This window comes from Roseimaritima sediminicola (assembly GCF_009618275.1).
GTDB classification, from domain to species: domain Bacteria; phylum Planctomycetota; class Planctomycetia; order Pirellulales; family Pirellulaceae; genus Roseimaritima; species Roseimaritima sediminicola.
This window is the reverse complement of the sequence record NZ_WIAD01000001.1, coordinates 413,304-428,141: the sequence shown is the minus strand read 5'-3', so window position 1 is coordinate 428,141 and position 14,838 is coordinate 413,304. Positions and strand designations below refer to the sequence as shown.

The window sequence follows — 14,838 nt, the reverse complement described above, 5'->3', positions numbered from 1 at the left end:
AAGAGAGCGGGGAAAAAGCAAACGAGCGGGGGGAAAAGCGAGAGAGTCCGGGCCTTGTTGGTTTGTCGCCACAGAATTATCATGCCGCACTGGTTTATCCCGTCCGTCGGCCGGTCCGCGTCAGGCGTCCCCGCAATCCTGCCGGGCGGCTCGATCGCGCTGGCTCGACCGGTCCCCCAAACGACCGGTGCAAGGTTCTTTCAACATGCGACATGTGCTCTCTGCCCTCGTTCAGAACGTCCCCGGCGTTCTCGCACACATCTCCGGGATGCTCGCCTCCCGCGGCTACAACATCGATTCGTTGGCCGTCGGCGAAACCGAGCATCACGACCTTTCGCGGATGACGTTCGTCGTCGTCGGCGACGAGCGAGTCCTGGATCAGGTCCGCAAGCAACTGGAAAAGATCGTCACGGTCGTCAAAGTCGAAGATGTCAGTGCGCGGGACTATGTCGAGCGTGATTTGATCCTGATGAAAGTCAAGGCGCCGGCCGGCAGCGTGCGCAGCGAAATCCGCGAACTGGTCGATATCTTCCGCGGCCGCATCGTCGATGTCGGTCCCGAAGAAATCATGATCGAAATCAGCGGACGCGAGAACAAGATCGAAGCGTTCGTCGATCGCATGCGACCCTACGGTATCACGGAACTGGTGCGGACCGGCCGCATCGCCATGGTGCGCAGCGTCAGCGACGAAGAAGCCACCGAGCCCACCGACGACGAAGCCTCGGTCAGCAGCCGAGCATAAACGCCCGCGGTCGCCCTCGCCGATTACATCCACCCAACCGAATATCTATTACCCGCAAGAGGAAACTTTTTACGATGGCCGCAACTGTTTACTACGACGACGATGCCGACCTGTCGCACCTGAAGAACAAAACGATCGCCATTTTGGGCTACGGGTCGCAGGGACACGCCCAAGCACAGAACCTGCGAGACAGCGGTTGCAACGTGATCATCGGGCAACGTCCGGGTTCGGCCAATTACCAGTTGGCCAAGGATCACGGATTCGAGCCGATGTCGATCGCCGAAGCGGTCCAGGCGGCCGACGTGATCAACATCCTGCTGCCCGATGAAGTCCAGGGTCCGATCTACCAAGAATCGATCAAGGACAACCTGTCGTCGGGCAACATCCTGATGTGCTCGCACGGCTTCAACCTGCACTTCGGGCAGATCGAACCGCCCGAAGGCGTCGACACCCTGTTGGTCGCGCCCAAGGGCCCAGGACACCTGGTCCGCAGCGAGTTCGAAAAGGGCGGCGGCGTTCCCAGCTTGATCGCCCTGGGTGAAGGGGCTGCCGAGAGCACCAAGCAGGTCGGTCTGGCCTACGCCAAAGGCATCGGCGGCACCCGTGGTGGAGTGATCGAAACGACCATCGCCGAAGAAACCGAAACCGACCTGTTCGGCGAACAGGTCGTGCTGTGCGGCGGTGTCAGCGAATTGGTCAAAGCCGGTTATCAGACGCTGGTCGAAGCCGGATACCAGCCGGAGATGGCCTACTTTGAATGCATGCACGAGCTGAAGCTGATCGTGGACCTGTTCTACGAAGGCGGCCTGAGCTACATGCGCTACAGCATCTCGAACACCGCCGAATATGGCGATTACAGCAGCGGACCGCGAATCGTTACCGACGAAACCCGCGCGGAAATGAAGAAGATCCTGGAAGAGATCCAAAACGGTACCTTCGCCCGCAACTGGATCCTGGAAAACCGCGCCGGTGCTCCCGGATTCAAAGCGACCCGTCGTCGCGAACGTCAACTGCAGATCGAAGAAGTCGGTCGCCGGTTGCGGAAGATGATGACCTGGATCGACGAAAAAGAAGTCTAGCCAGTGGCATAGGCTTCCAGCCTGTGAACAGTAGCACGGCTGTCCCAGCCGTAGAAAGCAGCACGGCTGTCCCAGCCGAGCTACTATGTACTGCCCTCGGCTGGGACAGCCGAGCTGCTATGTGTCGCCCTCGGCTGGGACAGCCGAGCTACTTTGTGGCCTAGGCTTGCCCCAACCCATCGAGCCGCCCATGCAATCCGAACGCACAATCCGTTTGTTCGCTGGCGCTCGCGAGGCCGTCGGCAGCGATACCGCCCGGGTGTCGTTGCCCGAAGCCGCGACCGCGGAGGAAGTGCTGCAGGTGCTGGCCCGGTCCCATCCCCAGCTATCCGGCTTGTTGCCCTCCTGCCGCTTGGTCGCCGCACAAGAGTATCTCGATCCCGCGGCACGCGTTCCGGCCGATGCCGAATTGGCTTTGATCCCGCCGGTCAGCGGTGGGTAGGTGGAACCGATGGCCGCGGAATTGACCGTCCGGTTGGTGGACCATGCGATCGAGCTGCAGGCGTTGTGGCAGCGGATTGCGGATCCGGATTGCGGTGCTCAGTTGGTCTTTGTCGGCGCTACTCGCCAGCGCACCGCGACCGAGCGAGACGTGTTGGTCACCCGTCAGTTGGCCTACCAGGCCTATCGGCCGATGGCCGAAAAGGAGCTGCGGGTGCTGCTTGAGGAAGCCGCCGAGCGTTGGCCACTGCGGCACTTGGTGGCCGTGCATCGACTGGGCGAGGTTCCCGTCGGCCAAGCCAGCGTCGCGATCGGCTTATCCAGCCCCCACCGCGGGGCCTGCATGGAAGCGATGCCGTGGATAATGGACGAATTAAAACGTCGCGTTCCGGTATGGAAACAGGAACATTATGACGACGGCAGCACCCAGTGGATCCACCGGTGAATCCAGCAACCCGCGTCTATCTGGACAATGCTGCGACCAGTTGGCCCAAGCCGCCAGTGGTCTACGAAGCGGTGCTCCGTGAAATGCGTGACTCGGGTGCCGCGGCCGGCCGTGGCGGATATGGGCAAGCGGTCGCAGCGGCGGATACGGTCACGCGCACCCGGGCGGCGATCGCCGATTTAATCGGCGCCGAGACCGGACGCAGTATCGTGATCACGGCCAACGGAACCGCGGCGCTGAACACCGCAATCCTGGGCGCCCTGCCGGCCGGCAGGGTGCGGCAGCCGGCCCACGTGGTCACGACCGCCGCCGAACACAACAGCGTGCTGCGACCGCTGTGGGCCTTGCAGACTCGGGGCCACGTGCAGATGGACGTGGTGGACTGCGACCAGGCGGGCCGCGTCGATGCGGATCGCGTTCTGGCCGCCGTCCGCCCGGAGACCCAAATGGTGGCCGTGACGCATGCTTCCAACGTCACCGGCGCGATCCAGCCGGTCGAAACGATCGGCCGGGCGCTCGAGGATCATCCGGCCTGGTTCCTGTGCGACGCCGCACAGACGTTTGGGTATCACGCGATCGACGTACGCGGCGCCCGCATCGATCTGCTGGCCGCCCCGGGGCACAAGGGCGGCATGGGACCGCTGGGCACAGGCTTTCTGTACGTCGCGCCGGCTCGGGCCGCAGATTTGGTGCCCACGCTCTGGGGCGGCACCGGTGGCAACTCGCAGGAATTGACGATGCCCGAGGCGGCGCCCGAGCGGTTTGAGGCCGGGAATCTGAACGTGCCCGCGATCGCGGGCTGGCTGGCCGGCCTACAGTGGTTGAAGCGGCAGACGGACCGCTGCGAGCACCTGGCCGCCCTGGCAAATCAATTGGACGAAGGCCTCCAGCCGCTGGCCGCGGTCCGCTGTTTGGGAAGCGGCGGAACGCTGCCCCTGCGCAGTGTGACATTCGCAGGATTGCCGCCGGCGGATGTGGGAGCGATCCTGGATGCGGAGTTCGGTATCCAGGTCCGCACCGGACTGCACTGCGCGGCTCGGATTCACGCCGCCCTGGGAACCGATCCTGACGGAACGGTGCGTGTCAGTGCCGGACACTTGACCACGCCCGAAGAAATAGAAATCCTAATCGATGCGGTGGCAGCCATCGCCGGAGAGATGTAAGGCGGCCAAAAGACGTCGTTTCCAATCCGTAAAAAAACCTTTGAACCGACCGATGAGGCGAGTGACGATGGCTCAAGACAAACCCTGGTATCATGAGGGCCTGCGGTTCGAGTGCAGCGGATGCGGCGACTGCTGCAGTGGCGAGCCAGGTTACGTGTGGGTGGACGACGCGGAAATCGCCGCGATGGCCACCGTGATGGAAATGGACGTCCAGGCTTTCGAGCGGCGGTTCGTGCGCGAGGAACCGCAGGGCAAGAGTCTGGTCGAGTATCCCGACGGAGACTGCATCTTTCTCCAGCCCGATACCCGCAAGTGCTCGGTCTACGAAGCCCGGCCGATTCAGTGCCGGACGTGGCCGTTTTGGAACAGCAATTTGAAGACCAGGCGAGCTTGGAAAGAGACCTGCCAGGTGTGTCCTGGCAGCGGTACCGGTAAGCTGTACACGCTGGAGGAGATTGAAACGCGGCGCAAGGAGAAAGACGTTTAGTGGTCATCAAAGACATCCCCGAACTGTTGCGAATGGGAACGCGGGTCGCCGTCCTGCCGGTAATCCACGGAAGTGGTGATTATGCGTTGGCGGTTCGGCGTTGGATGTTGGAGCATGACTTCGATTGCATCGCGGTACCACTGCCCGAATCGTTCCGCAGGCCGGTCGAGCATGCCGTCCGGCATTTGCCCGTGCCCAGCATCGTCCTGCAGCCGCCCGGACCTGGTTTCGACGTCGGTGCGGACGCCGGCGACCGTTCCTGGCAACCCGATCAGTGGTCGTCCGAAACGCCTTGGAGCGAAGCCGGCGAAGAGGCGGACGACGAGGATGACCTGGATCAGGAACCCTACAGCTTTGTCCCGGTTGACCCCTGCCAACCGGTGATCACCGCCATCCGCGCTGCTCTGGGCGAACACATTCCCCGGGCCTACATCGACATGGAAACGGCGTCGTTCCAGCCGCAGTCGGCCATCCTGCCCGACCCCTACGCGCTGAAGCACGTCTCGCCCGAACGCTTTGCCGCGGCGGTTCTGCCCAGCATCCCGCGGCCGCCCGACCGTCAGACACTGCAGCGTTTGGCGCACATGGCTTGGCAGCTGCAGGAGCTGGAGCAGCGCTACCAGCGGATTCTCTTTGTGTGCAATCTGCTGCACTGGCCCTGGGTCCGGCAGGCATTCACCGACACCTACCAGAGGCCGGTCGAAGGCGATGCGGTGCAGACGCCCGAGACCTACGACGTCGATCCCCGGACATTGAACTTTTTGTTCGGCGAGCTGCCTTTCATCACCGGCCTGTACGAACGCGCCCGCGCCGAACTGGGCGACGACGAAAACCTGTCGATCGACGGCCTGAAGGAATTGTTTTTGGCCAGCCGCGATTCTTATCGAGCGGATTTCGGCCGGCGGGCACGGCCGGTAACGCCCCTGCTGTTGTCGCAGTGCATCAAGTACATCCGCAATCTGTCGCTGATGGAACGGCGGATGACGCCCGACCTGTACACGATCATCACCGCCGCCAAACAAATTCTCGGAGACCAGTTCGCCCTGCACGTGGTCGAACGCGCCTGTGAGTATCCGTACGAAGGTCCGGTCAGCGATCAAACGGTGGCTTTGGGCGTCGAGCAGTGCCGATTTCCCGATGGCCAAGTCCGCGATCTGGTCAGCCGCTTGCCCGGACCGTCGACCATGTGGAAGACGGTCGAACTGAAACGACGGCCGACCGGCAAAGAGAAGCAGCGCTGGCAGTATTCCTGGAACCCGTTCCGGCAATGTAGTTATCCGCCGGAAGACGTGCAGATCGAAAACTTTCGCACCCGCGTCTTCGACCGCGCCCAGGCGATCATCGGCAGCGATTTGGCGCGGACCGAAAAATTCACGACCAGTGTCAAAGATGGGATCGACATTCGCGATACCCTGCGGCACTGGTATGACCAACAGATCTACGTCCGTGTCGTTCCGCCCAGTGGCGGTAAGTTGGACGCCTGCGTGATGCTGTTCGACAGCCCGGCCGACCCGCGAGACTATCCCTGGCGGACAACCTGGTTTGCCGAGCACGACGATGAATCGACGATGGCGTTTTATGCCACCGATTTCCGCGAAGAGATGGTCGGGCCGGGGATCGGGATGAGCGTTTACGGCGGAGCGATGTTCCTGTACCCGCCGATCGTGATCCCCGAAATCTGGACCGATCGGCGATTGGATTTCGTCGATTCGCTCGAGGAACGTCTGTTGGCGGCCGCCTGTCTGCATGCTCGCGGACGTCAAATCGCTCTGGTCTCCTCCTTGCCGCCGGGGGCGGGCTGGAGACGCTTGGCCAAGCGTTTCAAGAAGCAACTGGTGCACGTCCCGCTGGGCTCGTTCAGCAGCGCCGAAGTCCAGCAGTTGCGGATGGCCCACGTCTTAAACGGCACCGAGATCCGCAGCTTCGCCGCCCACTTCATCCGCAAAGCGTAAACCGTCACCGCATCGCGGATTTTCCATCGACGCGCAGGAACGCCGCGCAGAAACGCCGCGCAGAAACGTTTACTCCCCTCTCCCCGCCGGCCTTGGGCAAGTGGAGCTTGCCCAAGGCCGGCGGGGAGAGGGGCCGGGGGTGAGGGGCCTCCGGTGCAAGTTCGCGGTGCTGTTCTGCAATCCCCCTCACCCCCAGCCCCTCTCCCCCGAAGCCTGACTCGCTTAGGCTCGCCAGGCTTCGGGGGAGAGGGGAGCAAAATATTCTAATGCTCTCCGCTTCCGCTTCCGCTTCCGCTTCCGCTTCCGCTTCCGCTTCCGCTTCCGCTTCCGCTTCCGCTTCCGCTTCCGCTTCCGCTTCCGCTACTGCGATCCCTTGGTTTCCAGTCTCGCATCGTCCGGACCTAGCCGACCGACCGGGCGAATCCCCTTGCCGGAACGTTTCTGTAGTTTGTCGCCCAAGTCACTGCGGAACGCTTCGGCGGCCCTTTCCAGACGCGCCACCACTTCCGGGTACTCGGCCGCCACATCGGTCGTCTCGCCGACGTCGGCTTTCAGGTCGAACAAAGCCTTGCCAATGCGGGCCTGCTGGTAGGGCACCGGCTTGCCATCGCTGCCGCCATCGCGGCCGTCCAGGGTTCGGTAGGAATGCGGAAAATGCAGTTTGAATCGTCGGTCGCGAACCGCTTGCAGCTGGCCGCCGCCGTAGTAGCACGCGAAGGCTTCGTGGGGCGATTTTGCGGCGGGCGTGCCAAACATCAGCGGCCGGATGTCTTTGCCATCGATTCGGTGTTCGGGCAGCGGGGCGCCGATCAATTTGGCGATCGTGGGCAGAATGTCGATTGTCGAAGCCAGTTCGTCACAGGTTTTGCCAGCCGGAATCCGGCCGGGCCAACGCATCAACGTCGGTTCGCGATAGCCGCCTTCGAACATCGTTCCCTTGCCTTCACGCAGCGGTCCCGCGCTGCCGGCGTGATCGCCATAGCTCAACCAGGGGCCATTGTCCGAAGTAAAGATCACCAGTGTGTTGTCGTCCACGCCGACTTCGTCCAGGGTCCGCAGGATCTCGCCCACCGACCAGTCCAATTCCATGACCACATCGCCAAACAGGCCTGCGCCGCTTTTGCCGCGAAACGCATCCGAGACGTACAGCGGCACGTGGACCATCGGGTGCGGCAGGTAAACGAAGAAGGGTTCGTCGGCGTGCTGGCGAATGAACCGGGTCGCACGGTTGGTAAAGTCCCGCGTCATCTGCTGTTGGTCCGAGGGTTGGACGTCGGGATTAACGACCGTGGTGCCCTCGATCATCGGCAGCGGGGGCCAACGGTTCTTGGCGTTGGGGTTGCGCGCGATCCGGGCCACGTCTTCGGGGTGCAGCGGCCACATGTCGTTGGAGTACGGGATGCCGTAGTACTCGTCAAAGCCTTGGGCGGTGGGCAAAAAGGGTGGGTGATGGCCCAGATGCCATTTGCCGAAGCAGGCCGTCGCGTAGCCCTGGCTCTTGCACAATTCGGCCAGCGTGGTTTCCTGCGGGTTCAAGCCAATCTCGGCACCGGGTCCGAGGGCCCCGCGGATACTCACCCGCACGTGGTAGCAACCCGTCAGCAGGGCCGCTCGCGAGGCCGAGCAAACGGCCGATGGGACCACGAAATCGGTAAAGCGAGTGCCCTCGCGAGCCATGCGGTCGAGATTGGGCGTCGGGTAATCCTCGGCGCCGAAAGGTCCGATGTCCGCGTAGCCCATGTCGTCGATAAAGATGACGACGATGTTGGGAGGCGTGGCCGGCGCGGTTTCCGCATCGGCGGCCAATGCCATGCTGGTCCAGCCGGGGATGCCCGCGGCCACAGCCAGCAGCAGTAGTAGAACTCTTGGCATCGTCTCTCTCTCGGGGATCCAATTGACTAAATGGCTTCTTCTCCGCGTTCGCCGGTACGGATGCGGATGCAATCGTCCATCGGCAACACAAAGATCTTACCGTCTCCGATCGCGCCGGATTCGCCACTGCGTCCGGCGCCCAGGATCGCGTCGACCGTGGGTTTGACGAACTCCTCGTTGACGGCGATCTGCAATTGTACTTTGCGCAGCAGATTAAAGGAGAACTCGTGGCCACGATAAATCCCGGTCTGCCCTTTCTGTCGCCCAAAGCCCTGGCAGTCCATCACGGTCAGGCGGACCACGTCGACTTCCGTAAGAGCCTGTTTGACGGCTTCCAATTTATCGGGCTGGATGATGGCGATGATCAGTTTCACGTCGACGCGTCTCGAGCATACGGCTGGGGAGGATCGAAAATGACTCGTTTCTGCTGCCAATGGTAGTCCCTGGCCGTACCGGTGGGCAACGGGCCGCTGGCCAACCGCTATACTGCCGACGGTGGCCGGCGGGGCCGCTTCACCGCAAAATGCAAATGGGATAACTGTCGATGCGCCTGATCCACCACGGCGCCCACCGCGGCGTCACCGGTTCCTGTCATCAACTGAAAATGCAAAACGGGAACAGTTACCTGGTCGATTGCGGCATGTTCCAGGGGGATGACGCCAAGGAGCATCCGAATCCCGAGATCAAGTTTCCCCTGAAGGGCATCGCGGCGTTGCTGCTGACCCATGTGCATATCGATCACTGTGGCCGCATTCCGTACCTGCTGTCGGCGGGGTTCGACAAATCGATTTATTGCAGTCATCCGACGGCCAAGCTGTTGCCGTTGGTGATGGAGGACGCGATCCGTATCGGTTTCACTCGCAACCGGCGGATGATCGAACGCTTTCTCAAAACCGTTGGCAAACAGCTACGGCCGCTGGACTATCATCGCTGGCATGCGATCGAGGGCGGCGCGAGGATTCGTTTGCGGCCTGCCGGCCATGTGCTGGGATCGACGGTTTTCGAAGTCGAGACGCCCGATGGCGCAACCGCCGTATTTTCCGGCGATATCGGCAGTCAGAATGCTCCGCTGTTGAACGCAGTGACCAGCCCACCCAAGGCCGATCTATTGGTCTTGGAGAGCACCTACGGCGATCGGCTGCATGACAACGCCGAGAATCGGCAACAGCAACTCGAAGACATCCTGCGGCATACGCTGAAAGACAAGGGGGTGACGATCATCCCAGCCTTCAGTCTGGGACGCACCCAGGCGCTGTTGTTCGAGATGAACAATATCTTCGAACGCATCGAGCAACAAAGTGGGCACAGTTTGATGAAGGCCGTCGACGTCATTGTCGACTCGCCCTTGGCCTCCCGGTTCACAGAGATCTACAAGGATCTTCAAGCCTACTGGGGGGAAGAAGCCCAGGCGGTCCTGCGCACCGACGATCAACCTCTGGTGTTCAACAACCTGACCACCGTGGGCGACCACTCCGAACACATGGACACCCTGGGGTACCTTGCCGAACACCGACTGCCCGCCGTCGTGATCGCCGGCAGCGGGATGTGTACCGGCGGCCGAGTCGTCAATTACCTGAAGCGGTTTCTGTCCGATCCCACCGCCGATGTGGTCTTTGTCGGTTACCAAGCACACGGTACGCCCGGCCGCACCATCCAACAGCAACGCGACTGGGTGCGGCTGGATGGGCGGAAGTTCGACATCCAGGCCAAGGTGCACCAGTTGAGCGGGTATTCCGCCCACGGTGATCAAGCCGACTTGATCCGCTTTGTCGAAGGTTTCCAGTCGCGGCCTCAGCACATCCGCCTGGTCCACGGCGAGTACCACGCCAAGAAAGTCCTCAATGAAGAACTTTCCCGGCGTGGCTATGACGTGGACTAGTTCTTGCTCACGATCCGGTACGCTTTGTCGGCGACGACCACGAGCACCTCCTTGTTTTGGGCCAACCACTCTTTCTGGTCCTCGTCCAATTCCTTCAGCAGGTCGAAATACCGCTGGCTGAATTGTTCTACCTTTTCCGCTTCGCGGATCTGCTGGTCGGACGCTTCGGCATCGATCAAGGCTTTACCGCGAGCGAAGAACGTTTTGCCAGCGATCTGGCGAACCGACCCACGCGGCCTGCTGGCCGGTTCGGCTGCCGCGGGTGCTGCGCCGGCCTGTAGGGCCGGAGTGGCGGCGCGGCCCGCGGCGGAGCCGCTCCGAGCGGCGATCCCGCCCAGTCCGGACGCTTGGTTCGTCGGCGGAGCCGATTCGGCGAAGTCCTGAACCGACAGGCTGTCCGCCGAACTGGCTCGCGGCGCGTACTTGAAAGCGCCTTTGGTGGCTCGCTGGCGGAACGCGTCGGCGCCGTACTCGGCTTGCAATCGCTGTAGGGAGCGTCGCGTGCGCGTCTGTTGCAGGCGTCGATCGTTCAGGTCGACGTCTTCGTCGGCCAGGAACGCGGTGTAGGGCGTCAACACACCGTGTTGTTTCGACAACGCGATCAATTCGTCGACCAACTCTTGCTTTTCACCGTTCAGGTCAATCTGGTCGATGATGGTGCCGATCCGCCGCACGGCCCACAACCTTTCAACAAAGGCGTTACGCCGCTGGCTGGCGTCGGCGTCGGGCAAGTGGCCGCTGTACTGATAGGTCTTGCGTTGGCCATCGAAGTCCCCGCTGAGTTCGATTTTGACATCGCCATCATGCCGGTACCGTCCCACCACGACGACCTGATCGCCCGAAAACAGGTCCAGCATGTCGTCGGGGTACAGCTGGCGAACCGACCGTTTTTTTCCGTCAACCGTGATCGTTAGTTTCACGTCTGTTAGCGCGGGAGCACCGATGCGGTCATACAATTGTTGGACGCGGTCGTCGATCGCTTCACCGGGACTGACGTAAATCGACCGCCCTTGCAACTCCATCGATAATTTGTCCAACAACCGGCTGTTGACGTCGTGCCCCACGCCCAGGCTGAGCAGTCGAGCGTGGCCGTCGTTGGCTTTTTTCGCGGCTGCCACGATCTTGCCAATATCGGTCGTGCCCACCGTCGGCCGCCCGTCGGTCAGGAACACAACATACGGCGAACCGTCGGCATCGGCGGCGGTTTCCAGTGCGGTTTGCAAAGCTTCGTGGAAGTTCGTGCCGCCCCCGGCCAGCAGCGAGGACACGTAATCCTGGGCATCGCGGACGGTGTCTTTGTCGGCATCGACCAGCGATTCGCTGTAGGCTTCGACCGTATTGTCGTAAGCGATCAACTCAAACCGATCTCGTGGTTTTAATTGTTTCAGGACATAGTCGACGGCGGATCGCGCCTGGTCGATCTTTTCGCCTTTCATGCTGCCGCTCTTGTCGAGAACCAGGATGACGTGCTTGCCGCGACGACGGTCCTCTGCCGAAGCCTCAGGAAGATCCGGCTGCAACAGCAGCATGAAATAACCGTCCTCGCTTTGTTTCTTGCGGTAACCGACCAGGGACATCGGCACCGGATCTTCGCCCATGTCCCACATCAACCGCAGGTCACCCTCGATCTTCTTGCCAGACGTTTTCCATTTAATCTGGGCCGTCCGCGAATCGGGTCTTTTGACCTCCACTTCGTGCGTGGGACTGTAGACGTTGGCCAGCGGTGCGGAGCTGCGGATGCGGGCCGACAGCGCGACCTGGCCCACCGGGGTTCCGCTGGAGGCGGCCGGTTTCAGGGGCAGCAACCAATCGGTCATCGTGCCGGTGCGGCGCAGCAACTGGGTGTAGCGCAGCGATACGGTACGCTCGGCGCCCGCGGGAACCGGAAACACTTGTGTCTGAAAAACGCCTGGTCCGATCCACTGGACCAATGCCGGATCCTCCATCCGCCGCACATAATCGGTGAACTGTTTGCGAGCCGCGTCGGCATCCATTAATTTCCCCGGCAACTCTTCGCCATCGACCAGGAACGTCATCCGGTCGACCGCCCCGTCGTAGGGCATGGGAAACACAAAGCGAACTTGCAGGGTTTGCGAGCACGTGTTGCGGAACGTCTGAGAGACCTGCACGGTGGCCACCTGATCCTGCAGCGAAGCGTCCACATCGATACGGTCGACGCGATACGTATGGACAGGCTGCTCGGGTGCAACTCGCCGCCACACCGGACTGTCGGGATCGGCCGGTACCAGAAAGCCTTGTCCGGCCGCTGGTAGGGCCCCGCCGAGTACGGCCAAGACCGCCCCACACACTAGCGTCAACACCGGACGGGCGGCCAACACCGAACGGGCCAAAGGCGGCCTGCGACGAAGAGAAAAAAAGGACGTACGCATACCAATCGGCTCCTCATTCACACGGAAATTCGAGACGCGCGGCCGCCGCGCTGCCGTTCGTGCCCTGCGGCCACCGGACAAGAGGATGGACGCGCAGTGCCGATCGCGGTTCCCGATTTTTGCGTGTCGCGCCGACTTTGTGGCTAAGTGGCCATGTCGTGTGGCTTGGTGTCTTCGTCTTCGGGATCCCGTGCCTCCGCATCGGGAATGCTGTCAAGGCTCGACCGGGCCGAGTCCTCGGCCGCCGCGATTTCGCGGAAGCGACCCATCACGACCGTGATATTGTCTTCGCCGCCTCGTGCATTGGCCAAGGCCACCAAACTCTCGCAGGCCTCGGCGGCGTCCGCCGACTGCGAAACGATGTCGCTTAGGGTGGTTTCGTCCAGGTAGCGGTACAGGCCATCGCTGCACAGCAGGATCACATCGGAATCCTCAAGCGTTTCCACGCCAGCGTCGACGGTGATGCAGTGGCCGCCATGCCCGCCCAGGACATTCCACAACACGTTGCTCCAGCGGCTGTCCGCTTCATCCTCCGGACGCATTCCGCCCTGCTCGACCAATTGTCGCGCCAGGGTGTGATCCTGGGTCAAGCACTGCGCCTGCCCATCGCGGATCCGGTAACAACGCGTGTCTCCGGCATGCAACACGTACAACTTGGGCCACAGTGCGTAGGCCAGCGTGAAGGTCGTGCCCATGCCGCGGTTTTCGCTGTGGACCGCTGCATCATCGATGATGCAGCGATGAGCGTCTTGGACCAGTTGGCGGAGGTACTGCAGATAGTAGTTGTCACACTGTTTCTGCGCGGGGCAAACGCAGTCCGGCGTATGGAACAAACGCTGAAACAGGTGCTGCACCGCCAGCAAACTGGCCCGCTCGCCCGCAGCGTGTCCACCCATTCCGTCGGCCACCACCAACAAGTGTCCGGCCGCCCGCCCCAACAACGGCGAAGGTAACTGCAGTGGCAAACTGGTGGCTTGCAGCTGCATCGCCGGATGCAACGTCGCAATCAAGAATTGATCCTGGTTGATCTGGCGGACACGGCCCTGGTCGGTGACGCCACAATAATCGATATCAACAGGCATCGGTCTTACTCGGTTAAAGCCGATTCGGTCGGTATCGCGGAGCCACCACGGACTTTGACAAAGCCCGAGATGCCCACAATGACCGCCGCCAATAGGATCAATACTCGCAACCACAAATCCCTGCGTCGCCGCAACGACTCCAGCTTCGCCGAACGCCCTACCAAGGCCGCCGCGATAAAGAACACGCCCAAGGCCAACAGCATCTTGATACCGACCAAGGCGTGGTACAGGCCATCGCCGCGGTGTAGCTCCATCGCGCGGAAATAGTTGTAGAAACCGCTGATCAGGAACAGCAGGATTCCGATGTGGACGAAGCGTTTCCACCGTCCGGTCACCGACGTCGCCAAAGCTTCGTGCGCGGTCGGCTCCAAACCCGTCGCGGCCGGACGCAAGATGAAGGCGGTGAAGATGCTGCCACCGATCAAAGTGATGGCGGTAGCGATGTGAGTAAAACGCGAAATCCAGTCAAGCCACAATTGGCCATCCATCCTGGCAGAACCTTTGGGAATACGAAGGCGATTGAGATGTCGTCAGCTGCTCTCATGCTAGCCTATCAAGAAGCCGCGTTGTAGACACAGAACGAACATCGCCGGTGGTAAAACCAGGTTCTTTGGCAGGTTGATTTCATCGACCCGTCGATCAGTATTCGCTTGGCCGGAACTGGTACTGTATTGCTCCGGTGCGCGGGTTCGAGTCGTGATCAGCCGCAACTGTCGTCGCACCAAGGGATCCAGGCCGCCGGTCGGTTCGTCCAGGATTAATAAGTCCGGCTCGTGGGCGACGGCCAGGGCCAGAGCCACCTTGGCTCGCTGGCCCTTGCTGAGCCGTTTCAGTTTTCGGCTCAGCGGCACTTCGAACTGGGCAATCAATTCCCGATAACGAAGTTGAAAGCCATCGGGATAAAAGGCTGATGTGAACCAACCAATCTGTTCGGCAGTCATCCAGTCATACAGGGCCGGTGCATCGGAAACATAGCCCACCCGGCGGCGAATCTGCATGCTCTGCGTTTGACAGTCCAGGTCCAGAATACGAGCTCGACCGGCATCGGCGGGTAGGAAACCCGTCAGGATGCGAATCAGTGTGGTCTTGCCCGCCCCGTTCTCGCCCAGCAAGGCAAAGACGACCCCCGCAGGCACTTTTAAATCGACGCCCTGCAGGGCATCGCATCCGCGAAAACCTTTGGTTAACCCAGTTGCTTCTACCACAGTCGACATTGTCGCGTCTCCCAAGGATGGATGGATGCGGTCCACGGCCGGCCGGCCGATCCAGCAGGACGAATCAGGTTTCGGTATTGGTGCGCTGTATG

General features: G+C 61.6%; 14 protein-coding genes. 8 read left to right on the top strand and 6 right to left on the bottom strand.

The annotated features are described in order from the left end of the window. Positions 1-205 precede the first annotated feature (205 nt). From ilvN to GE027_RS01460, 7 genes are all read left to right on the top strand, one after another. A complete protein-coding gene (gene ilvN, locus GE027_RS01490; RefSeq protein WP_153555381.1) occupies positions 206-742 on the top strand; it encodes an acetolactate synthase small subunit in 537 nt (178 codons plus the stop codon). Between the two features lie 74 nt (positions 743-816). Continuing rightward, on the top strand, positions 817-1,821 hold the full coding sequence (ilvC, locus tag GE027_RS01485) for a ketol-acid reductoisomerase (protein WP_153555380.1): 1,005 nt from the start codon (positions 817-819) through the stop codon (positions 1,819-1,821). 190 nt (positions 1,822-2,011) lie between these two features. Beyond that, positions 2,012-2,263 carry a MoaD/ThiS family protein gene (locus GE027_RS01480; protein ID WP_162006527.1) on the top strand — a complete coding sequence of 84 codons (252 nt, stop codon included), beginning with the start codon at positions 2,012-2,014 and terminating at the stop codon, positions 2,261-2,263. A 9-nt stretch (positions 2,264-2,272) separates the two neighbouring features. Next, complete coding sequence (locus GE027_RS01475; RefSeq protein ID WP_153555378.1) at positions 2,273-2,707, top strand: molybdenum cofactor biosynthesis protein MoaE; 435 nt, start codon at positions 2,273-2,275, stop codon at positions 2,705-2,707. Continuing rightward, positions 2,704-3,870 (top strand): aminotransferase class V-fold PLP-dependent enzyme, encoded by a 1,167-nt coding sequence (locus GE027_RS01470; RefSeq protein ID WP_162006526.1) that lies wholly within the window; start codon positions 2,704-2,706, stop codon positions 3,868-3,870. The genes GE027_RS01475 and GE027_RS01470 overlap by 4 nt, the downstream gene beginning before the upstream one ends. Positions 3,871-3,937: 67 nt before the next feature. Further along, a complete protein-coding gene (locus GE027_RS01465; protein ID WP_237607160.1) occupies positions 3,938-4,357 on the top strand; it encodes a YkgJ family cysteine cluster protein in 420 nt (139 codons plus the stop codon). 32 nt (positions 4,358-4,389) lie between these two features. Next, positions 4,390-6,309: a hypothetical protein gene (locus tag GE027_RS01460; protein WP_153555436.1), complete on the top strand. Its 1,920-nt coding sequence runs from the start codon at positions 4,390-4,392 to the stop codon at positions 6,307-6,309. A 360-nt stretch (positions 6,310-6,669) separates the two neighbouring features. Here the strand turns inward: GE027_RS01460 and GE027_RS01455 are convergent, their stop codons facing one another. After that, positions 6,670-8,181 carry a sulfatase family protein gene (locus GE027_RS01455; protein WP_153555375.1) on the bottom strand — a complete coding sequence of 504 codons (1,512 nt, stop codon included), beginning with the start codon at positions 8,179-8,181 and terminating at the stop codon, positions 6,670-6,672. A gap of 26 nt (positions 8,182-8,207) precedes the next feature. After that, positions 8,208-8,555 carry a P-II family nitrogen regulator gene (locus tag GE027_RS01450; protein ID WP_153555374.1) on the bottom strand — a complete coding sequence of 116 codons (348 nt, stop codon included), beginning with the start codon at positions 8,553-8,555 and terminating at the stop codon, positions 8,208-8,210. A 170-nt stretch (positions 8,556-8,725) separates the two neighbouring features. On the opposite strand from GE027_RS01450, the gene GE027_RS01445 reads away from it, so the two are divergent. Continuing rightward, on the top strand, positions 8,726-10,060 hold the full coding sequence (locus GE027_RS01445) for an MBL fold metallo-hydrolase RNA specificity domain-containing protein (RefSeq protein WP_153555373.1): 1,335 nt from the start codon (positions 8,726-8,728) through the stop codon (positions 10,058-10,060). Here GE027_RS01445 and GE027_RS01440 read toward each other — a convergent pair. From GE027_RS01440 to GE027_RS01425, 4 genes are all read right to left on the bottom strand, one after another. After that, a complete protein-coding gene (locus GE027_RS01440; protein ID WP_153555372.1) occupies positions 10,057-12,450 on the bottom strand; it encodes a VIT domain-containing protein in 2,394 nt (797 codons plus the stop codon). The two genes, GE027_RS01445 and GE027_RS01440, sit on opposite strands and share 4 nt — an antisense overlap. A gap of 143 nt (positions 12,451-12,593) precedes the next feature. Continuing rightward, positions 12,594-13,532, bottom strand: a complete 939-nt coding sequence (locus tag GE027_RS01435; protein WP_153555371.1) for a PP2C family protein-serine/threonine phosphatase — start codon at positions 13,530-13,532, stop codon at positions 12,594-12,596. Between the two features lie 5 nt (positions 13,533-13,537). Next, a complete protein-coding gene (locus GE027_RS01430; protein ID WP_153555370.1) occupies positions 13,538-14,020 on the bottom strand; it encodes a hypothetical protein in 483 nt (160 codons plus the stop codon). 57 nt (positions 14,021-14,077) lie between these two features. Continuing rightward, the gene (locus GE027_RS01425) at positions 14,078-14,746 is read right to left on the bottom strand and encodes an ATP-binding cassette domain-containing protein (protein WP_153555369.1); all 669 of its coding nucleotides are present in this window, start codon (positions 14,744-14,746) and stop codon (positions 14,078-14,080) included. Positions 14,747-14,838 lie beyond the last annotated feature (92 nt).